Below are 20,818 nucleotides of genomic sequence, written 5' to 3'. Positions count from 1 at the left end.
CCCGGCGGCTTGCCTGCGCCGCGCATGGGCAGCATTACAAGTCACGGCGAGCCTGCCGCCAGGTGCGCTATCATGCCCCGCTTGCACGAGCAGTAACGGGAGGCATTTTGGCGACAGACGGCGAACAAGCGGTAATCCTGCGGATGGCAGTACCGGTACCCCTGCGGCGCCTGTTCGACTACCTGCCCCCGGATGGCCTCGACCCGGCCCGGCTGGCGCCGGGCCAGCGCCTGTGGGTGCCCTTTGGCAACCGCAAGCTGGTGGCCGTGCTGGTGGAGGTGCTGGCGGAGTCGCCGCAGGCAGAGCTGAAGCCGGCGCTGGAGCTGATTGACGCCGCGCCGCTGTTCGATGGCCGCAGTCGCGCCTTCCTGCAATGGGCGGCCGACTACTACCAGGCCCCGCTGGGCGAGCTATACGCCGCCGCGCTGCCGGTGGCGCTGCGCAAGGGCAAGCCCGCCGACCACTGGGCCGAGCAATGGCTGCAGCTCACCACCGAGGGCAAGGGCCTGCCCGAGTCGGCGCTCGCCCGCGCGCCGAAACAGCAGGCCCTGCTGCAGCTGCTGCTGGAGCAGGGGCGCCAGAGCCGTACCAGCCTGAAAGAGCGGGGCCACTCCGCCGGCAGTGTGCGCGCGCTGTTGGAGCGCGGCCTGGCCGAATGGCTGGCCGGGCCCACCGTGCCGCCCCCCATTCCCGCCGCGGAGCCCGGCGCGCCGCCGCAACTTAATGCAGAACAGCAGCAGGTGCTCGAGGCCGTGCCCGGGGAGGGCTTTTCCGCCTCCCTGCTGGAGGGCACCACCGGCAGCGGGAAGACCGAGGTGTACCTGCGCCTGATGCAGCGCGCGCTGGACCGCGGGCAGCAGGCGCTGCTGCTGGTCCCGGAAATCGGCTTGACGCCCCAGACCCTGCGCCGCATCGCCGCGCGCTTCCCCCGCCACAGCATCGCCGCGCTGCATTCCGGGCTGGCCGACGGCGAGCGGGCGCAGGCCTGGCTGGCGGCCGCGGCCGGCCAGGCGGATATCGTCATCGGCACCCGCTCGGCGATCCTCACGCCCCTGCCCCGCCCCGGCGTGGTGCTGGTGGACGAGGAGCACGACGCCTCATTCAAGCAGCAGGACGGGGTGCGCTACTCCGCCCGCGACCTGGCCGTGGTGCTGGCGCGCAACGCCGGGATACCGGTGCTGCTGGGATCCGCCACGCCATCGCTGGAGAGCCTGCATAACGCCCTCAGCGGCCGCTACCAGCACCTGCGCCTGCGCCAGCGCGCCGGGGATGCCAGGCCGCCGCAGATTCATGTGGTCCCCACCCTGGGGCAGCCGCTGGAGGAGGGGTTCGCGCCGCAGGTGCTGCGGCATATCGGCGAGACCCTGGCCCGCGGCGAGCAGGTGCTGGTGTTCATCAACCGGCGCGGCTTCGCCCCGGCGCTGACCTGCGACGACTGCGGCTGGCTGGCGGACTGTCCGCACTGCTCCAGCAAGCTGACCCTGCACCGCCGCCAGCGCCACCTGCGCTGCCACCACTGCGACTACCGCCGCCCGCTGGTGGACAGCTGCCCCCAGTGCCACAGTCGCTCGCTCAGCGCCCTCGGCGGCGGTACCGAGCGCAGCGAGGAATTGCTGGCGCGGCGCTTCGCCGATTTCCCGGTTATCCGCGTCGACCGCGACACCACCGCCAGCAAGCAGGCCCTCGACCGCCTGCTGGCCCCGGCCCGCGATGGTGAGCCGTGCCTGTTGCTGGGTACCCAGATGCTGGCCAAGGGGCACCACCTGCCGCGGGTAACCCTGGTGGTAATCCAGGATGCCGACGGCGGCCTGTTCAGCGCCGACTTCCGCGCCCCGGAGCGCACCGGCCAGCTGCTAGAGCAGGTGGCGGGTCGCGCCGGCCGCGGCGAGCTGGCCGGGCGCGTACTGGTGCAGAGCCGCTTCCCCGAGCACCCGCTGCTGCAATTGTTGCTGGAGAAAGGCTACGGCGCCTTCGCGCGCCAGCTGCTGCGGGAGCGTGCGACGGCGCAGCTGCCGCCGCTGCGCGCCATGGCGCTGGTGCGGGCCGAGTGCGAGGAGCCTCGCTGGGCGGAGGAATTCCTGGAGCAGGCGCGCGCGCACCTGCAGGCACTGGCCCCGCCCTCGCCCGAGCTCGAGTACCTGGGTCCGGTACCGGCGCTGCTGGAGCGCAAGTCTGGCCGTTTCCGCTTTTACCTGCAGGTGACGGCGGTCAGGCGCGCGCAGCTGCAGCCGCTGCTGGCGCGCCTGTGCCAGTGGGCCGAGGGCCACCGGAACCGCCGCCTGCGCTGGGCGGTCGATATGGATGCGCAGGAGCTGTCCTGAAGAAAAATCGCCCGGCCGTGCCCCGCCGGTCCATAAGGCGTTACAATTTGCCGCAGGTCACCCGGAACGGGGAATACCGGCCACGCACAGAACGCAAAACAAAAAGCACCACCCGAAAGCCGCACCGCGAAAAAGGAATTGATCCGAGATGAGCCGTCGCAACGCCAGCCGCCGCAGCAGTAACGCCGGCAAGCCCGCCTGGGTCTGGTTTGTCCTGGGTAATTTTGTCGGCGGCTTCGCGGTTTTCATGATTTTCCTGAACCAGCTGGACACGGACCGACCCGGCAAAGGCGCCCGGCAACAGGAGGCCCCGGCGGCCGAGCGCGCCGGGGACGACGGCCGCTCACCCAAGTTCGACTTCTATACCCTGCTGCAGGAAAACGAGGTGGCGGTGCCACCCCCCAAAACGAAGAAACTGGTGCGCCCCGAGCGGGCCCCCGCGGAAAGTGGTTCCAGCAAGGACGAGCCGCCGCGGGAGATCGCCGTGCGCGAGGAGCGCCCGGCGGCAGAGCCGGGACTGGTTTATATCCTCCAGGCCGCCTCCTTCCGCGATCCCGCGGAGGCGGACAAGCTGCGCGCCCAGCTGGTACTGTCCAACCTGGACGTAAAGGTGGAGACCGCCACCGACAGCCGCGGCACCTGGCACCGGGTGCTCATAGGCCCCTACCAGAGCCGCTCCCGGGTCGCCAGGGCCCGCGAGATCCTCGCCGAACACCAGCTGATGCCGCTGGTGCTGAAGCGCTCGCCCAAGTCCGGCTGAGGCCGCCCGCTCCCCCTCAGGGCTCTGCCGGCCGCACCAGCCGCCGGGTCAGCCGGTGCGCCAGCGGCGCAATCACGGATACGAGCGGGAACGCCACCGCCCACGCCACCACGAAGGCCCGCAGCCAGCGGAGCGCGAAGCCCGCGTCCAGCCCGGTATTGATCCAGGTAATGATCCCCGACATCAGCAGCGACATCATGCACGACATGATGAGTGCGAAGACCAGGGTGTACAGGCGTGGCGGAAGGGGCGGCACGGGGGGAACCTCTGAGTAACTCCATGGCCAATCTGGCTTTCAGAGCGGTTTACAATTACGGCGCAGTTTCGCGGAAGTGTCGTGGCCATTCAACAGGCCGGAATACTCTGGAGGCCCCTTCGGGCGGGGCCTGAAACGCACATCTGCGGCGTTGCCGCCCTTGTAAAGGGCCTGCCATTCCCGGCGGGCGGCGCCTTGCATCTGCACGCTTCAGGTCCCGCAGACCGGCTATGGAGTTACCCAGAGGTTCCCCGGCTCCGGTGGCAGTGTGACCGCATTTTAACCGCCGCGTATTGAAAAAGCCCTCCGTCGACCACACTTACCACTACCAGTAACGAACATCCCCGTAGGAGCGGCCGCTGGCCGCGACCATCGCTGGGAAACCCCGGCCATCGCGGCCAGCGGCCGCTCCTACAACCAGAACCCGAATTCAAGAGGTCCCTCCTTGGAACAGTATCGCGGAACCACCATTCTCTCCTGTCGCCGCAACGGTAAGGTCGTGATCGGCGGCGACGGCCAGGTGTCCATGGGTAACACCATCATGAAGGGCAACGCGCGCAAGGTGCGCCGCCTGTACAAGGACAAGGTGATCGCGGGCTTCGCCGGCGGCACCGCCGATGCCTTCACACTGTTCGAGCGCTTCGAGGCCAAGCTGGAGGCGCACGGCGGCCAGCTGACCCGCGCCGCCGTCGAGCTGGCCAAGGACTGGCGCACCGACCGGGCGCTGCGCCGGCTGGAGGCACTGCTGGCCGTGGCCGATGAGACCGCCAGCCTGATCGTCACCGGCAATGGCGACGTAATCCAGCCCGAGGACGACCTGATCGCCATCGGCTCCGGCGGCCCCTTCGCCCAGTCCGCGGCGCGCGCGCTGCTGGACAATACCGAACTGGATGCCCGGACCATCGTCGAGCAGGGGCTGAAGATCGCCGGTGATATCTGCGTCTACACCAACCAGAACCACACCATCGAAGAATTGAGTTATTGAGCAAGCTGCTGAAAAGTTATTTCGTCATTCCGGCGGAGGCCGGAATCCAGGCACCACTGAACTGGATACCGGCCTGCGCCGGTATGACGGGTCTGGCGGTCTCTAGGTACCGCTGAGTAGCGACAACCAGCTCCTGATTTACAAACGAGAATTTCCATGTCCCAGTCCCAGATGACACCCAGAGAAATCGTCCACGAACTCGACCGCCATATTGTCGGCCAGAAGGACGCCAAGCGCGCCGTGGCCATTGCGCTGCGCAACCGCTGGCGCCGCATGCAGGTGAGCGAGGAGCTGCGCCCCGAGATCACACCCAAGAACATCCTCATGATCGGCCCCACCGGTGTCGGCAAGACCGAGATCGCCCGCCGGCTGGCCAAGCTGGCCGGGGCGCCCTTCATCAAGGTGGAGGCCACCAAGTTCACCGAGGTGGGCTACGTGGGCCGCGACGTGGAGTCCATCGTCCGCGACCTGGTGGAGATGGCGGTCAAGCTCGAGCGCGAGAAGGCCATGGCGTCCGTACAGCAGCGCGCCATGGATGCCGCCGAGGACCGCGTGCTCGACGCCCTGCTGCCGCCGGCGCGCAGCACCGATCCCGCCGAGCGCGGCGATAACAGCACACGCCAGATGTTCCGCAAGAAGCTGCGCGAGGGCCAGCTGGATGAGAAGGAGATCGAGGTCGAAGTCTCCGCCGCACCCATGGGGGTGGAGATCATGGCGCCCCCGGGCATGGAAGAGATGACCAACCAGCTGCAGGGCATGTTCTCCAACATGTCCCAGGGCAAGACCAGAAAGCGCAAGATGACCGTCAAGCAGGCCATGAAGCAGCTGACCGACGAGGAAGCCGCGCGCATGGTCAACGACGAGGACATCAAGAACCGCGCCATTCAGGCCGCCGAGCAGAACGGCATTGTCTTCCTCGACGAGATCGACAAGGTGGCCAAGCGCCAGGAGAGCGGCGGTGCCGATGTCTCCCGCGAGGGCGTGCAGCGCGACCTGCTGCCGCTGATCGAGGGCAGCACCATCACCACCAAGCACGGTATGATCAAGACCGACCATATCCTGTTCATCGCCTCCGGTGCCTTCCACCTGTCGAAGCCGTCGGACCTGATTCCCGAACTGCAGGGTCGCCTGCCGATCCGCGTGGAGCTGGACTCGCTCACCTCCGACGATTTCCAGCGCATCCTCACCGAGCCCTCGGCGTCGCTCACCGAGCAGCAGAAGGCCCTGCTGGCCACCGAGGGCCTGAACCTGGAGTTCACCGACGACGGCATCCGCCGCATCGCCGAGGTGGCCTTCCAGGTCAACGAGAGCACCGAAAACATCGGCGCGCGCCGCCTGCACACGGTACTGGAGCGCCTGCTGGAGGAGATCTCCTTCGATGCCGGCGACGGCGGGCAGACGGTAACCATCGACGCGGCCTACGTGGATGCCCAGCTCGGCGAACTGAGCCAGGACGAAGACCTGTCGCGCTTCATCCTCTAAACCGGAGTCCGGCATGAAGCCCGCCATCAAGCCTGGAAAGATCCGCCTGGACCGCGCCGACAAGAGCCTGCAGCTGGTGTACCCCGACCGGGAGTGCACCCTGCCGGCGGAATACCTGCGGGTCTATTCCCCCAGTGCCGAGGTGCGCGGCCACGGCCCCGGCCAGGAACAGCTGGTGCACGGCAAGATCAACGTGGGTATCGAGAGTGTCACTACCGCCGGACGCTACGCCCTGCAGATCCTGTTCGACGACGGCCACGACAGCGGCATCTACACCTGGGCTTACCTGCGCGAGCTGTGCGAAAAGCAGGAAGAATACTGGCAGGACTACCTGCGGCGCCTGCAGGAGGCCGGCCGCGGCCGCGACCCGGACGAGAGCCCGGTGCGCATTATCGGCTGAGGCAGCGGCCGCACTGCTTTTCCCCTTCTCTATTTATCCCTCGTCCTGTCACACTCGCCCGATATATTCCCCCTCAACCCGCCGCGTTACGGCATCTATCTGTAGCTGCGGCTGCGGATTCCCGCGCCGGTGGCGGTACAATCCGGGAATTGGCAATTCACCTTGCAGCGACCCGGTCGAGAGCATGCGGGCCGGTGGGGAACGGGAGAAAACTGATGCGTACAAGAAACAATATCGGGATGGCCGCGGCACTGCTTATGGCATGCGGGGCAGCACCCGCGGCTGCCGCAGAGTCCCAGGCGGCCCCGCTGCCGAAGGCCCAGCGCGACAGTTCCTGGTTCGCCGACGGCCAGCAGCAGCTGGCGCAGGCCGCGGCGCAGCCGATCAACAACGCCCCGGGTGCGGCAAAGAACATCATCCTGTTTGTGGGCGACGGCATGGGCATCTCCACCGTCACCGCCGCGCGGATCCTGGCCGGCCAGCAGCAAGGCATGGACGGCGAGGAGTATCGCCTCAGCTTCGAGAAGATGCCCTTTTCCGGGTTGGTGAAGACTTACAATACCAACCAGCAGACAGCCGATTCTGCCGGCACCATGAGCGCCATCATGACCGGCGTGAAGACCCGTGCGGGCATGTTCGGCGTGACCGGCGACGTACCCCGCGGGGATTGCGCGGCCAGCCGTGGCCGCGAACTCGTTACCGCGCTGGAACTGGCCGAGGGACTCGGCAAGCGCACCGGCGTGGTGAGCACCGCGCGCATCACCCACGCCACGCCCGCCGCCACCTTTGCCAAGGTGCCCGAGCGCGGCTGGGAGTACAGTGCGCCGGAGGGTTGCCGGGACATCGCCGCGCAACTAGTGGAGCTTACCGCCGGTGACGGCATCGACGTTATCCTCGGCGGGGGGCGCCGCGCCTTCCTGCCCAAGGATGTGACCGACGTGGAAGGCGCAGCCGGCCGGCGCGAGGACGGTCGCAACCTGGTGCGGGAATGGCAGCAGCGCTATCGCGACCAGGGTGCCGCCTACGTTGAGGACCGCAATGCGTTGGTTGACATCGACCCCGCCAAGACCGACAAGCTGCTGGGCCTGTTCGAGCCATCCCATATGCGTTACGAGGCCGACCGCAAGAATGACCAGGCCGGCGAGCCGTCGCTGTCAGAGATGACCGCGAGTGCGCTGGAAATACTCAAGCGCAATGACGACGGCTACTTCCTGATGGTGGAGGGCGGCCGCATTGATCACGGCCACCACGCCGGCAATGCCTACAACGCGCTGAACGATGCGGTGGAGTTTGCTGAAGCGGTGCAGGTGGCCATGGACAGGACCAGTGCCGAGGACACGCTGATCATCGTCACCGCCGACCACAGCCACGTGTTCACCATGGCCGGCTACCCCACCCGCGGCAACCCGATCCTGGGCAAGGTGGTGGGCAATGACAGCCGCGGCGAGCCGGAATCAGAACCGGCCAGGGCCGCCGACGGCCTGCCCTATACCACGCTGGGCTACGCCAACGGCCGCGGTTTCGCCGCCCTGGGCAAAGAGACCGACGCCGACGTGCGCTATGGCCTGCCGCAGAAAACCGGCCGCAAGGACCTCACCGAGGTGGACACCACCGCGACCGGCTTCCACCAGGAAGCGCTGGTGCCGTCCGATGCCGAAACCCACGGTGGCGAGGACGTGGGGGTGTGGGCCCGCGGTCCGGGTGCGCACCTGTTGTCCGGCACCCACGAACAGAGTTATCTCTTCCACGTGATGGCCCACTCGGGAGGCCTGCTGGCCGACTGATCCTGTAATCCGGATATTGTGAAAGCCCCGGCAGTGGCAGCGCTGCCGGGGCTTCTTGTTGGAATTGCTACAGGGTGACGTAACGGTAGTTATTTAACGGGAATGAATTGGGTATTGGGTAGTTGAGCAATTGAAATAAATCTGCGTCGGCCCGGCCTGATGTTTCCGGATTGAATCAAAGCCAGGGGCCCTGCTTCAGCTATTGCGTAAAAGTCTGGAAGCTGGTGATAAGTGCGCCCAGGTTTTGAAGAATTGGTTTCGGCAAGTAACTCACTCCTGCCGATAGAACACCGCCAGCCACACCGTCTGTCGCTCAGGGTCCGTCCAGCTGACGCGGTGACGTACATGTGCGGGGATATTAAGGTAATCACCCTCGCCGAGTGCTACCTCAGTGCCGTCCGCGAATTCGATGCGGGCGCCACCGCGTAACACGAGCACCCACTCGCCCTCTTCCTGATTGTACCACTCTCCCGCCGGGGTCACCTGTCCGTGCGAGACGATCCGCTCGATGCGTACCGGGCCGGCGGCAAGCAGGTCTTCGAATAATTCACCGTTGACAGCTTTCGGCAAGTGCGCGAAAAGATTATGAATTTCCATGGCCTTTACTCCCGACTTGCCACTCTCGATGTGTGGGCAAATTACCAGAGATACATGCTGGCTTTCTTGTTCAGTATTTGCAGCTCAAAAGACTCGCTGCACCGCGACCCCGTGAAACCGTAACAGACGTGCAGGGGCAACAGGTGCTCCTCGCGCGGATGGCAGTAACGCGCACCCGGCGCGTTTGCCCAGTCCGCCAGTCGCGCCGCCCGCTCTTTCTCACTGAGGTCCGCGCTGCCGCAGGTCTCCAGCAGCCAGTCTTCAAAGGCGACATTCTTTTCCCGGGTCTCGGAGGTTTCCGGTGCGAAGAACGCCTTCATATTGTGGAAGGAAAACCCGGAGCCGATCACCAGCAGGTTATCGCGGGGTAGGGCCCGGAGCGCCCGCCCCATTTCCATATGCATTTCGGGATCCAGGCTGTTGACCAGCGACAGTTGTATGCTGGGAATGTCCGCCTCCGGGTACATGATCTTCAGCGGCACGAACAGCCCGTGGTCGAAACCGCGCCCGGAATCCAGTCGCGCACTCATGCCACAATCCTGCAGGCTGTCATGAATCGCTCGCGCCAGCCCCGGATCTCCCGGGCAGGGATACTGGATCGCATAGGACTCTTCCGGGAAGCCGTAATAATCGTAAACAAGCCCGGGGTTCGCTGCCGCCGTCACGGTGGGTACGCCTTCCTCCCAGTGAGCACTGATCACCAGGATGGCGGAGGGCCGCCCGATCCGGCCGGCGATATCCTGCAGGCACTGGACCATTTCGGTATGCCCGGCGTCGCCCAGCAGGGGCATGGGGCCCCCGCCGTGGGACAGGAACAGGGCGTGTGTATTCTCCTGCATGGCTTATCCTCTGGCTAATTACCAACCAGTATAACTTCTGCTATCATCGCGCCCGCAACACCTGAGGGGTGGCTCCGGCCTGAGATGTGCCCGTACCGGTAAGGTACCGCGGCGCGAACCCTTGAACCTGATCCGGTTAATACCGGCGTAGGAATAGGTAAAGATCAAGATCTTCCCCACGTCGCACTCCGGGTCTCTTTCACTTACGTTTTGCCGAGAGAGAACCATGAATACCGCCAACAGAATAAAACCCATTGCCTGGTCAATCGCACTCGCTGGCAGCCTGTCCGCAGCCCAGGCGTGCGCGGAGACCGAATCCGGCCAGGCCGGCCTGGAGCAGGTGATCGTCACCGGCGAGCTCCGCGACACCAACCAGCTGGACCTGCCCACCAGCGTCACCGTCCTGGGTGAAGACGCCATCAGTGCGCGTGGTGCAGGCAACCTGGACCAGCTGCTTGGCCTTGCCCCCAACGTCAATTTTGCCGCCGGCGCCTCCCGCGGCCGCTTTATCCAGATTCGCGGTATCGGCGAGCGCAGCCAGTTTATCGATCCGGTGAACCCCTCCGTGGGCCTGGTCATCGACGGTATCGACTTCACCGGCCTGGGGCTGGCCGCCAGCACCCTGGACATGCAGCAGGTGGAAATCCTGCGCGGCCCGCAGGGCACCGCCTACGGCGCCAACGCCCTGGCCGGCCTGGTCAACATGACCAGTGCGGCCCCCACCGCCGAACCCATGGAGAAGGTCTCCGCCGAAGTGGCGGAATACAACGGCCGCACCGTATCTGCGGTGGGCAGCGGCGCCCTGACCGACAGGCTCTCTATTCGCCTGGCAGCGCGCAAGCAGCAGTCCGACGGCTATATCGAGAATGACTTCCTGGGCCGCAGCGACACCAACAACATCGACGAGTCGGTACTGCGCGGTAAGCTGCGCTACCAGGCCAGCGACGACCTGCAGCTGGACCTCACTGCGCTGCATATTGATGTGGACAACGGCTACGACGCCTTCTCGCTATACAACACCCGGACGACCCTCTCCGACCAGCCGGGCCACGACCGGCAGCAGACGCTGGCAGGCTCCCTGGTCGCCCGCTGGTCCGGCAGCGAGCTGTTCACCCTGGAATCCACCCTGAGCGCCGCCGACTCGGATACCGAGTACGGCTACGACGAGGACTGGACCTACGTGGGTTTCCATCCGTGGGAATACAGCTCCACCGACAACTACCAGCGCGAGCGGGACAACCTGAGCGCCGACCTGCGCCTGCTGTCGACCGACGCGTCCGCCCTGTTCGGCGGCCGCACCACCTGGGTGGCCGGTGCATATTTCCGCGATGAGAGCGAGGGCCTGGAGCGCAAGCAGAGCTTTACCAGCCAGTTTGATACCCAAAACAGCGCCCTCTACGGCCAGCTGCGCACCGCACTCACTGAGACCCTCGCCCTGGTTACCGGCCTGCGGCTGGAGAAGCGCACGGCAGAATACGCTGACTCGCTCGCGGTCGATTCCAGTAACAGCGAGAACCTGTGGGGCGGCAATGTGACCCTGGAATACGCGTACGCCGACGACAGGCTCGTTTACGCCACCGTATCCCGCGGCTACAAGGCGGGCGGCATCAATGGCCGTATTATCTCTGCCTCGGCCACCAACCCGGCTATCGGCAGCGATGTGTTCGCATTCGATACCGAGCACATGCTGAATTACGAGCTGGGCCTCAAGGGCGCGTGGCTGGAAAACCGGCTGCAGGCACAACTGGCGGCCTTCTACCAGGACCGCAGTGACGTACAGGCCAAGCAGTCGATCTTCGACCCGGCCGACTTCTCCTTCGACGACTTCCTGGCCAACGCCGCCGGCGGCGCGACCACCGGGCTGGAAGTGGAGCTGAACTACCTGGCCACTGACTCCCTGCGCCTGTTCGCCTCGGCGGGCTGGCTGGATGCCGAGTTCGTGGATTTCGTCAGCACCTCGCATGTGGATGCCCGCGACGACTGGAACGGCATCGCGCTGGCACCGGTGGACCTGGATGGCCGTGACGTGGCCCACGCCCCCAATTACCAGTACTTTACCGGTGCGGAATACGCCTTTACGCCCAGCCTGCTGCTGCGCGTCGAGGTGGAAGGCAAGGATTCCTTCTATTTCTCCAACAGCCACGACGAGAAATCCATCGCCTACGAGCTGCTGAACGCGCGCCTGACATACCGCGGCAACAACTGGGAGGCCTCGCTCTGGGGCCGCAACCTCACGGACGAGGACTACTACACCCGCGGCTTCTACTTCAGCAACCAGTTCGGCAACAACCCGGCCAACGGCTATGCGCCCGAGCCTTACTACCAGTACGGCGAGCCGCGGGTAGCGGGAATTTCCGGCAGTTACACCTTTTAATCCGGGCGGGCGGCTACCAACCGCCCGCATTTTCCGGGCAACACTGTCTGGAGGTAGCTTATGAAACTCTCCGTCGAAATCAGCATGTACCCGTTGAAGGACGAGTACATCCCGGCGATCCAGGAATTTATCGACCGGCTCCACCAGCATCAGGACCTGCGGGTGATCACCAACACCATGAGCACCCAGGTATTCGGCGATTACGAGCTGGTGATGGATATCCTCAGGCAGGAAATGCGTGCATCCTACGAGCAGTTCGGCCGCGCCATCTTCGTGTGCAAGTTTATCGAGGGCGACCTGGCCCCCGGTGGGCATAACGGGTGAGCGGGATGCTTGACGGAGAAATCGGCAGCGCCATCGCCGCTTCACTGGCCGCCATGTCCCTGTGGGAAATCGCTGCAGTTATCCTCGCGCTGGCCTACCTAGTGCTGGCCATGCAGGAGAAGATCAGTTGCTGGTACGCGGCCTTTGTCAGTACGGCGATCTACCTGTTCCTGTTCTGGGATGTCAGCCTGCTGATGGAATCGGCGCTGCAGGTGTTTTACCTCGCAATGGCGGTCTACGGCTGGTGGCAGTGGCGCCACCACGCCGAGCGCCAGCGGGACCTGCAGATCCACTGCTGGTCGCTGCGCAGGCACCTGCTGGCAATCGGCGGGGTGGGTGTGCTTACGCTGGTGTTCGGTTACCTGCTGCAAGCCAACACCAGCGCCGCGCTTCCGTACCTGGATTCGTTTACCACTTGGGGCGCGGTGGTCACCACCTATATGGTGACGCGCAAGGTATTGGAAAACTGGATCTACTGGTTTGTCATAGATGGTGCCTCCATCTATCTCTACCTGGACCGGGAACTCTACCTCACCGCGCTGCTGTTCCTGGTTTACGTAATCCTGGTGGTGGTGGGCTTCATCCAGTGGTATACCATCTACCGCAGGGAATCCCTGGCGGATCGCTCTGGTGCGATGGCGGCGTGAGCGCGACGACTGCCGATATAATTCCGCACGACTGGGCCCGGTGGAGCGGCATCCGGCCCGAACTGATCGGGCAGCTGTCCGGCGGCCTTACCAACAGGAACTACCTGCTGGCGACGGGCAAAGAGCGGCTCGTTCTGCGCCTGAACTCGGATATCAGCACCGAGCTGGACCTGGACCGCGAAGCGGAGGCATCGGCCCTCCACCTGGCAGACCGGGCAGGCCTGTGCGCGCCGGTGGTCCACTGCGACCCCGCCCGCCAATACCTGGTCACGCGCTACCTGGAAGGGCAAGCCTGGTGCCCTGACGATGAAGGTGCGCTACAGAAACTGGCGGACCTTTTGCGCAAGATCCACGCCCTTCCTCCTATCGATGCCCACCTGGATATTCAGGGGAAAGTAGCGCGCTACCGGGAATCGATCGACGACCGGACCGAATTCGGCGCGGAACTTCATGTGCTGCACCGCCACCTCGAGCCGCATATCGAGCGCGCCAGGTCGCTCAGCGACGGCGCGGTCCTCTGCCACAATGACCTGGTGCCGGCAAACCTGGTCGTCACGGGGCCGGATCGCCTCTTTGCCATCGACTGGGAATATGCCGCCATGGTCGATCCCTTCTATGATCTCGCGGTAATCGCAGAGGAACACACACTGGATGAGCGCCGGTGTCGATTGTTACTGGCGGAATACCTGGGTTGTGAGAACGTTGATAATGAGTTGCAGCGCCTCAGCCACTGGCGGCTGATTTACAGGTACCTGGCTGTGCTGTGGCATGCAGTCCAGTGGAGTATGGGCAGGCACGGGACTGCTAGCGTTGGTGAAATTCTTGGCTGGGCCCGCAATTTATCCAGGGCCGCCTCACTTTCCGGTGGAGCAGGTCGCCGATAATTCTGGCCAATTGACCTCGCTCGAATGAACGGTGTGAACCGGGCCTGCGCTCCCGCCCGTCGATTAATTCGTTCCCACTCGCTCCCGCACCAGATGAACGGTATCGGCCGGGAAATCGACCAGCATCGAAAAATTCTTCAGCAGCTGCATGCCGATGTTCATCGAGAGAGATTCCTCGGTATCATCGATTGCCACTGTCAGGTCATGAAAGGTCCTGTTACCAATCGTCAGGCTCTTTACGCGGATCAGCTGTCGGGTCACCTCGCCCCCCACGCCGCCGCCGGACTTTGTGCCCGCTATCCGTTCGTCGGAAACAAGGCCGAGTTCGCTTGCCAGGGTACGGCTGACCAGCGTTTCGCTGCCATTGCCGAGGTCGAAGTCTGCCAAGACTTCATGACCCTCGAGCAGCACAGGGATCTGCTTGATCCCCTTATGGTCCCGCAGCGGCAGCTTTTCGGCGTCCCTCAGTTTTTGAACCCAGATATCCTCCGCCTGATCCTGAGCCGGGAGTACCTGTAGTTCGTTGCTGGCGAAATCAATCCACACGGGGCCGCGATCAAACAGGCTGCGGCCGATCACCAGCGTGAGTGGTCGGCCGATCAGGCGCTGTGATACATCGGCCAGGTCAATGGCTACCAGTGTCTGGCTCTTTAAAAGGGCACCGTCCACCTGGAGCTCTACGTCACTTACAAACTGCACAGCCTGCTGCCCCCCGGTTCCCCTGGCAACGGCTTCGCCTTCAGGCACCAGCGACTGGGAGCGGGCGTATCCTTTATCGATCAGTGACATCTCCGCCCCACTGTCCAGCAAAGCCAGGGTTTCAGTGCCGTTGATGTACGCCGGCAGGAAAACCCTGTTGTTAAAGACGGTGAATTCTGCGGCGTAGGATGCGTGGGAAATAAATGGACTGAGCAGAATTGCGGTAAAAATACAGGCGAGAGGCTTCATAGAGCTGCACCCTGGGATTGCCGAAAGCACTCTTGGCCAGTGCGCGGCGTTAAATGGTAGATTCTTGGATAGTCAATCAGTCAGGCGGGCCGACGTCAGTGATACTACGTCGCCCGCCCCGGTTGGGCCAGACAGGTAGTCGCTCGTCCCTGGCAGATGATGCTTGCCCAGTTCAGATGTATCTCATGGTCGCGGGAGGGGCACTAGTTAGCCCCATCGACGGGATACCTGAATCGAAAGTCTGATCAACACTGTATCAAGTCAACGATAGCGCCGACGCCTGATACCGGGCGGGGCCTGCAGCAGGCGCACGCCCGGTCCAAGTCTGCAGCGCCTAACTGCTCTTACAGTTAAGTACGTTTTTGGGGCAGGATTCGAAATGTTTATCTGCCTCGCTGATCAGCTGCTTCGCCTTTATCGCATCACAGCGGATAAGCGGTGCACTGCCAAATTGGGTTGATTCCATTGTGGCCTGCTGCATCTCGGCTGAGTCAATGCTCAAGGTACCGGAGATACTCTCGCCAGATAACCGGTACCGGGCCACATCCACCTTTTCCAATTTGCCCTCGGTTAATTGGTAAGACTTATACTCTCCTCGTTTTTTGTCTTCCACATCGAGGCGGGTGTAAATCCTGAATTCGCCGTCGGCATTGTCAAAATGATAAATATAGCCATCGCAGGCATGGGTGGACCAATAAACATCTTTCAAGTCGTCAGAGAGACCAAGGCTCGGCGATAAGGCGAAGGCCAGCAATATTCCATTCATCGTTATTCTTTTCATGATTTTCTCCGTCGTGAAGTTGAGCTGATGATATTTCTATTATCAGTACAGCGTCCATGATCCTTCGCTGTGTCCCTCGCGACTTATCGTGTTTTTATTTTCCCTGTTGTCCCGCATAGGTCCCCTCTTGCCGAAGCCGCGCTGGACGAATCATCGGTCGCCAAGATACCGTGACTGGTGCATCTCGGGCTGCTCGCCGGTGGTTGTCAGGCGCATGGCCCGGAAATGAATCAGGCTGATACCCGAATCCAGAGAATTCGGTAAGCCAAAAAAATATAATTAACAAACCGAGTTGGGACTATAAATGGGAAGCATAACAACAACCCCCTCGTCCTCCGTCCAGGTTGCCGCGCCAGCGACGGCAAAAAGGATCCTTGCACTGGACGCCCTGCGCGGCCTTGCCGTTATGGGAATGATACTGGTGGTGAGCCCGGGCTCCTGGGGTCATCGCCTGCCGATGCTCGATCACGCGCCCTGGCACGGTTACACCCTGGCCGACCTGGTGTTCCCTGCATTCCTCTTCGCCGTAGGTGCAGCCATGGCCCTGGGCTTCCCCAATGACCGGTCAATCGGCCAGCACGCAGGAAGAGTCGGCCGACGCACTCTGTCGCTGATCGGATTGGGCCTGCTGTTGAACCTGTTGCCCAGTTTCGACTTCACCAGCCTGCGCATTCCCGGCGTGTTGCAGCGGATAGGCGTGTGTTACGTGCTTGCCGCGACAATCATATTGGCTCTGGCGAACCGTTCGGGCTCAACCCTGCACATGAATAACAAAGGCCTGGTGCTGGCCACCGGTGCCCTACTGATTGGCTGGATCCTTGTGCTGACCTTTACCTCGGCACCGGGCTACCCGGCGGGCTCGGTCACTCCGGCCGGCACCCTGGCTGCCTGGGTGGATCGCCAGGTCTTCACTGTGGCGCACCTGTGGCCCTACGGCACCGATGCAGCCGGTAAGGTGGTGTATGACCCGGAGGGATTACTGGCGAGCTTCCCCGCCACGGCCAACGTCCTCATCGGAGCGATCTTCGCGCACTGGCTGGGGCGGGCACCCTCAAACCGGCAACTGAAGCTGGGTATCGCGGCCGGGTTTGCGCTGGTCTGCATCGGGCACCTGCTGGATCCGCTCTTTGTCATCAACAAGCGGATCTGGACCTCCAGCTTCGCGATCGTATCCAGTGGCTGGGCGGCAATTGCTTACTGTGTGTTATTTTTTGTCCTTTACGCGGCAGCGGGACGGAAAATACTGCAGCCTGTGCTGATCCTTGGCGGCAATGCTATTTTCGCCTTTATATTGTCCCAGGTTTTCCTGGCCTATTCGGGCACGCCGATCGGCGACACCAGCCCGCAGAACTTTGGCTTCCAGGTGGCGTTGTCTGTTGTCGGCAATCCGTGGGCGGCCTCATTACTGTGTGCCTTTGGCATAGTTACCATAGTGACGTTGTTGGTATGGCCGCTAAATCGCAAGGGCATCTTCATTCGGCTCTGATCCCGCCTGGACAAAAATAGTATCGGTGTTGATCCGATCTCATCTGGGGCGACCTCCGCACCTGCTCGAGTCTCCGGCGCTGCCTGGCTATAACGCTTGCGCGCGCCGGAGCCTCGACATGCAAGCAAAGCCAATGAAACTAACGCCATTCTCTGGCGAGACGGGCGATTAGGTACGAAAAACGTATTATCCTGCCCTTCTAATAAAAAATCGAATAAGGGGGCAGTATGGACCGGTGGAAACTACTTCTTGTGCTTGTGGCTGGTCTGTCCCTCGTGTCATGTGGCGGCGGAAGTGGTGGAGGGGGAGATGGGACCTCTTCCGGGGATGCTACATCAGAATTTACCGTGTCGACATCTGCTGGGTCCGGGGGGGCTATCAGCCCAGAGAGCACAACGGTTAGTGCTGGCGGTAGGGCTAGGTTCAATGTCTCCCCGGACCTCGGCTATAAGGTCAGCACGATCCGTGGCTGCGGCGGGACATTCGACGGATCGATATACACTACCGGGCCGATCGCCAAAAACTGCCAGGTGACTGTCACTTTCGAGCTTGCAGCCAGGGCTGTCCCGACAGCCTTCGCAATAGACTTCGTCAACCGAAGGCTGATCGGGCAAGCACCGAGATTTCCCGCCGGCCAAAAAAGGACTAATCCATTTGTCGTATGGGGTCTGGACAATAGTTCTTATGAGATCATTCCTGTTCCAGATGACTTTCCCTACTATGGCCTTTACGCATTTGATGATTCGCGGAATGAGGTGATATTGCCCTCATACCTGGATGGGCACCTTAATCTCACCGCGTTTGATCTGGATTCGAGAGCGCAGCGACTGCTACTGGGATATAGCCTCAACCTGGACCCGACAGAATGGTCAGGTGCCAGGATAACCGACATCAAAATGTCCCCTGATAATACCAGTCTCTATCTGATGCTGATATACGTTTCAGCGACTGGCGATTGGGCAAAAAACAATACTGTCATATTACGCTATGACTTGGCTGCAGACAGAATTAGCACGGTAATAAATGGATATACTCAGTCTGGAGCCAAGGTGTCTGCCAATTCATTTACATTGGCAGACGACGGCTTTTTGGTTATCGGGACCGAAGTGCCTGGCGCTATAGGAGGGGATGGTCGGCTGAGGCTGATTGATTATCAAGGTCAGGATATAAAAGAAGTTTCAGAACCCATAGATCTGCTTCCGGACCGAATCGACATTGCTGAGGGAAGCAGCACGGCCTATGTGGTCGGCTATGATGGTATCGCGAAGGTAAATATCGATAACGGGACCCAGCAGGTTATATCTCTCGAAAAAGAAGAATTGTTTTTCAATGTTGCCCGGCTCGGCGCTGTTTTTCTGGATACTGCCGGTAACCGCCTATTGGTGGGGGATTACGGCTTTGACTATATCTTTGCTATGGACCGGGATACGGGTTCACGAACAGAATTTGCTGCCAGCAGTGTTGGAGAGGGAAAGCGCCTGATATGGCCGAGAGCTATAGAGCTGGATGAGGGTAGCCAGCGGGCGTTCGTGCTAGATGACGGTGGCTACTCTGGCGAGGTTCTTGTTGAGATTGATCTGGTAACCGGGGATCGTACGGTACTAACACGGTTTAATTTGTTTTGCCGTTATGTTGCCCGAGATCTAATTCTGGATTTGGACGGCGGGCGACTGTTCGCAGTGTTCGAAAACGCGGCCTTTGAGGTTTCATTAAATGACGGGAATTTCACGCGGCTTGATTCGTCAGATTCCGGTGCCTGTGGTGGTAGTTACCGATTTGGTGGCGGCAGTCTCGATGCGGCCGCGAACCGCCTGCTATTGACGGACAAAATTACGGATTCTGTGCTCGCATTTGATCTGGCCACTAAAGCTGTGACGAGTATTCATTCGTCAGCGGTGATGGACAATCCGGCAGATGTCGAGTTGGATGTTGCCACGGGGCTGCTCTATATTCTGTCTCAGGGAAATGGAGAGCTGCATTCCTATGACCCGGCAACAGGTATAGCTGCAGTGCTGCTGGATAGCTGCCCTGAGAACGGCGGTGATACCAATATCGACTGGAGCCATGGGCTCGCCTTGGACCCAAGTAACCCATGGATATGGATTTCTGGGAACGAACTCATGCGGTACGACGTAGAGGCAAAGACATGCGAAGTAATGCCTTGGAGATACGTAGATTATGAGCTCGGTTCGAACATACATATCTTGGACGCAAAGGCAACCAATGGCGGACAACTGTACGGGACCAAGATCAACAACGTAGTTCAAATTGATTTCGCTTCCGGGGAATTGATCACGATCTCGCGTTAACCGCCGAAAGTTAAGGCTCGCAGCACGAGCCTCTAGGAGTTGTCTGTCTGGAGTAGTTCCGACAGTAGGGCGGTAGAGAACGCCCCGGCCGTTCACTTCCACATGTGTCTTGGGCGAGCTACCAGAATCAGACCCCCACAATCCGGGCGCGGAATTTGCGCCCTTTTATCTTGCCATCGGCAAGCTTGCCGAGCGCCTTCTTGGCAACCTTGCGCTCCACCGCGACAAAGGTGGAGAAGTCGAATACGCGGATCTTGCCGATCTGTGAGCCGTCGATGCCGCCGTCGCCGGTCAGGGCGCCGACCACGTCACCGGGGCGCACCTTCTGTTTCTTGCCGCCATCGATCTGCAGGGTGGACATGATGGGCCTGGCGGGCGCGAACCCCCGGGGCAGCTCCGGGATTTCCTGCAGGGTTATCGGCTGCCCCATAAGCTCCTCCAGCCGCTCCACCTTGTAGATTTCCTTCTTGCTGACCAGTGTTACCGCCAGGCCCTTCTGCCCCGCGCGGCCGGTGCGGCCGATGCGGTGCACGTGCACCTCCGGGTCGCGGGACAGGTGGTAGTTCACCACCATCGGCAGCTCCTCGATATCCAGCCCCCGGGCGGCAACGTCGGTGGCCACCAGAATGGAGGCGCTGCCATTGGCAAACAGGGCCAGGGTGCGGTCGCGGTCTTTCTGTTCCATGTCCCCGTGCAGCGCCAGCGCGGCGAAGCCGGCGCGCTTCAGCGTCTGCGCGGCCTCGTCGGTTTCCTTCTTGGTATTGCAGAAAACCACCGCGGAGGAAACATCGAAGCTGGCCAGCAGCTGGTACAGCGCCGCCGGCCGCTGTTCGTTGTTCTCCACCCGGTAGTATTTCTGCTCGATCGTGCCCTGGGTATGGCCCGTAGTCACTTCCACCTTCACCGGGTCGCGCAGAACCCGGGTGGCCAGCTGGTCTATGGACCGGGGGTAGGTGGCGGAAAACAGCAGGGTCTGCCGCTGCCGTGGCAGTTCCGCGACTATCTGGTCCAGCACCGCCTGGAAGCCCATATCCAGCATGCGGTCGGCCTCGTCCAGTACCAGGGTCTGTACCTCGCCCAGGTCCAGGTTGCCCTTGCGCAGGTGGTCCTCGATGCGGCCGGGCGTGCCCACCACTATGTGGGCCCCGTGCTTGAGGGAGCCGATCTGCGGCCCGAACGGCATGCCGCCGCACAGTGTCAGAATCTTGATATTGTGGATGGTCCGCGCCAGCTTGCGCAGCTCCTGCGCCACCTGGTCCGCCAGCTCGCGGGTGGGGCACAGCACCAGCGCCTGCACCCGGAACCGCTCCGCCTGCAGCCTGTGCAGCACGCCCAGGCCAAACGCCACGGTCTTGCCCGAGCCGGTCTTGGCCTGGCCGATGACATCCTTGCCGTCCAGGATCGCCGGCAGCGCCGCGGCCTGGATCTCCGTCATCTGGGAAAAACCCAGGTCCTGCAGGTTCCTTAGCAGGGCGGGCTGAAGGGGCAGGGACGGGAAATCGCGGGGGTGGTCAGTATCTGGGGTGGTCACGACGGGCACTCATTGGGGGAATAGCGGCGCATTGTAGGGAAACCGGGGCCAGGTTCCTATCGGAACCGACGGAGTGGTCCTTGCCCGGCTTTCGGCCAATACTGCGATGA

Annotated in this window: 18 protein-coding genes and 1 riboswitch; of the genes, 12 read left to right on the top strand and 6 right to left on the bottom strand. The window is 62.3% G+C overall.

The genetic code is table 11. From position 1 onward, the window contains the following. Positions 1–107: 107 nt before the first annotated feature. Together BLT26_RS10875 and BLT26_RS10870 are read left to right on the top strand one after the other, a co-directional pair. The gene (locus BLT26_RS10875) at positions 108–2,321 is read left to right on the top strand and encodes a primosomal protein N' (RefSeq protein ID WP_281245470.1); all 2,214 of its coding nucleotides are present in this window, start codon (positions 108–110) and stop codon (positions 2,319–2,321) included. A 148-nt stretch (positions 2,322–2,469) separates the two neighbouring features. Continuing rightward, positions 2,470–3,081: an SPOR domain-containing protein gene (locus tag BLT26_RS10870; protein ID WP_091513640.1), complete on the top strand. Its 612-nt coding sequence runs from the start codon at positions 2,470–2,472 to the stop codon at positions 3,079–3,081. A gap of 16 nt (positions 3,082–3,097) precedes the next feature. On the opposite strand, the gene BLT26_RS10865 is transcribed toward BLT26_RS10870, so the two are convergent. After that, complete coding sequence (locus BLT26_RS10865; RefSeq protein WP_217631427.1) at positions 3,098–3,337, bottom strand: DUF2798 domain-containing protein; 240 nt, start codon at positions 3,335–3,337, stop codon at positions 3,098–3,100. A gap of 445 nt (positions 3,338–3,782) precedes the next feature. Between BLT26_RS10865 and hslV the strand changes: the two genes are divergently transcribed. The 4 genes from hslV (at position 3,783) to BLT26_RS10845 (ending at position 7,988) form a co-directional block, all read left to right on the top strand. After that, on the top strand, positions 3,783–4,322 hold the full coding sequence (gene hslV / locus BLT26_RS10860) for an ATP-dependent protease subunit HslV (protein WP_091513636.1): 540 nt from the start codon (positions 3,783–3,785) through the stop codon (positions 4,320–4,322). A gap of 156 nt (positions 4,323–4,478) precedes the next feature. Continuing rightward, a complete protein-coding gene (gene hslU, locus BLT26_RS10855; RefSeq protein ID WP_245720683.1) occupies positions 4,479–5,804 on the top strand; it encodes an ATP-dependent protease ATPase subunit HslU in 1,326 nt (441 codons plus the stop codon). A gap of 13 nt (positions 5,805–5,817) precedes the next feature. Next, the gene (locus BLT26_RS10850) at positions 5,818–6,204 is read left to right on the top strand and encodes a gamma-butyrobetaine hydroxylase family protein (protein WP_091513634.1); all 387 of its coding nucleotides are present in this window, start codon (positions 5,818–5,820) and stop codon (positions 6,202–6,204) included. 215 nt (positions 6,205–6,419) lie between these two features. Then, positions 6,420–7,988: an alkaline phosphatase gene (locus BLT26_RS10845; protein WP_217631426.1), complete on the top strand. Its 1,569-nt coding sequence runs from the start codon at positions 6,420–6,422 to the stop codon at positions 7,986–7,988. Positions 7,989–8,258: 270 nt separating this feature from the next. Here the strand turns inward: BLT26_RS10845 and BLT26_RS10840 are convergent, their stop codons facing one another. Together BLT26_RS10840 and BLT26_RS10835 are read right to left on the bottom strand one after the other, a co-directional pair. Continuing rightward, complete coding sequence (locus BLT26_RS10840; RefSeq protein ID WP_091513628.1) at positions 8,259–8,585, bottom strand: cupin domain-containing protein; 327 nt, start codon at positions 8,583–8,585, stop codon at positions 8,259–8,261. Between the two features lie 41 nt (positions 8,586–8,626). Next, positions 8,627–9,424, bottom strand: coding sequence for a DODA-type extradiol aromatic ring-opening family dioxygenase (locus BLT26_RS10835; protein ID WP_091513624.1), 798 nt, complete (start codon positions 9,422–9,424; stop codon positions 8,627–8,629). Between the two features lie 54 nt (positions 9,425–9,478). Next, positions 9,479–9,595, top strand: a riboswitch (TPP riboswitch). Between the two features lie 55 nt (positions 9,596–9,650). On the opposite strand from BLT26_RS10835, the gene BLT26_RS10830 reads away from it, so the two are divergent. The 4 genes from BLT26_RS10830 to BLT26_RS10815 are packed head-to-tail and all read left to right on the top strand — an operon-like array spanning position 9,651 to position 13,653. After that, entirely contained in the window at positions 9,651–11,798 is a 2,148-nt protein-coding gene (locus BLT26_RS10830) for a TonB-dependent receptor (RefSeq protein WP_091513619.1), read from the top strand. Positions 11,799–11,858: 60 nt separating this feature from the next. Further along, complete coding sequence (locus tag BLT26_RS10825; protein WP_091513616.1) at positions 11,859–12,122, top strand: YkoF family thiamine/hydroxymethylpyrimidine-binding protein; 264 nt, start codon at positions 11,859–11,861, stop codon at positions 12,120–12,122. Positions 12,123–12,127: 5 nt separating this feature from the next. Beyond that, the gene (gene pnuC / locus BLT26_RS10820) at positions 12,128–12,769 is read left to right on the top strand and encodes a nicotinamide riboside transporter PnuC (protein WP_091513614.1); all 642 of its coding nucleotides are present in this window, start codon (positions 12,128–12,130) and stop codon (positions 12,767–12,769) included. Beyond that, on the top strand, positions 12,766–13,653 hold the full coding sequence (locus BLT26_RS10815; RefSeq protein ID WP_175453093.1) for a choline/ethanolamine kinase family protein: 888 nt from the start codon (positions 12,766–12,768) through the stop codon (positions 13,651–13,653). Before pnuC ends, BLT26_RS10815 begins: the two co-directional genes overlap by 4 nt. Before the next feature lie 63 nt (positions 13,654–13,716). On the opposite strand, the gene BLT26_RS10810 is transcribed toward BLT26_RS10815, so the two are convergent. After that, positions 13,717–14,601, bottom strand: coding sequence for a retropepsin-like aspartic protease (locus BLT26_RS10810; RefSeq protein WP_091513607.1), 885 nt, complete (start codon positions 14,599–14,601; stop codon positions 13,717–13,719). Between the two features lie 334 nt (positions 14,602–14,935). Further along, on the bottom strand, positions 14,936–15,382 hold the full coding sequence (locus BLT26_RS10805; protein WP_091513602.1) for a hypothetical protein: 447 nt from the start codon (positions 15,380–15,382) through the stop codon (positions 14,936–14,938). Positions 15,383–15,686: 304 nt separating this feature from the next. On the opposite strand from BLT26_RS10805, the gene BLT26_RS10800 reads away from it, so the two are divergent. Together BLT26_RS10800 and BLT26_RS10795 are read left to right on the top strand one after the other, a co-directional pair. After that, the gene (locus tag BLT26_RS10800; protein WP_139169512.1) at positions 15,687–16,868 is read left to right on the top strand and encodes an acyltransferase family protein; all 1,182 of its coding nucleotides are present in this window, start codon (positions 15,687–15,689) and stop codon (positions 16,866–16,868) included. A gap of 227 nt (positions 16,869–17,095) precedes the next feature. After that, positions 17,096–19,177, top strand: coding sequence for a hypothetical protein (locus BLT26_RS10795; protein ID WP_139169510.1), 2,082 nt, complete (start codon positions 17,096–17,098; stop codon positions 19,175–19,177). Positions 19,178–19,304: 127 nt separating this feature from the next. On the opposite strand, the gene dbpA is transcribed toward BLT26_RS10795, so the two are convergent. Further along, positions 19,305–20,708 carry an ATP-dependent RNA helicase DbpA gene (gene dbpA, locus BLT26_RS10790; protein WP_091513592.1) on the bottom strand — a complete coding sequence of 468 codons (1,404 nt, stop codon included), beginning with the start codon at positions 20,706–20,708 and terminating at the stop codon, positions 19,305–19,307. Positions 20,709–20,818: the final 110 nt, after the last annotated feature.

It is taken from the genome of Microbulbifer yueqingensis (assembly GCF_900100355.1).
In the GTDB taxonomy this organism is placed as follows: domain Bacteria; phylum Pseudomonadota; class Gammaproteobacteria; order Pseudomonadales; family Cellvibrionaceae; genus Microbulbifer; species Microbulbifer yueqingensis.
The sequence above is the reverse complement of the archived record's forward strand: the minus strand, read 5'-3'. Positions and strand labels throughout refer to the sequence as shown.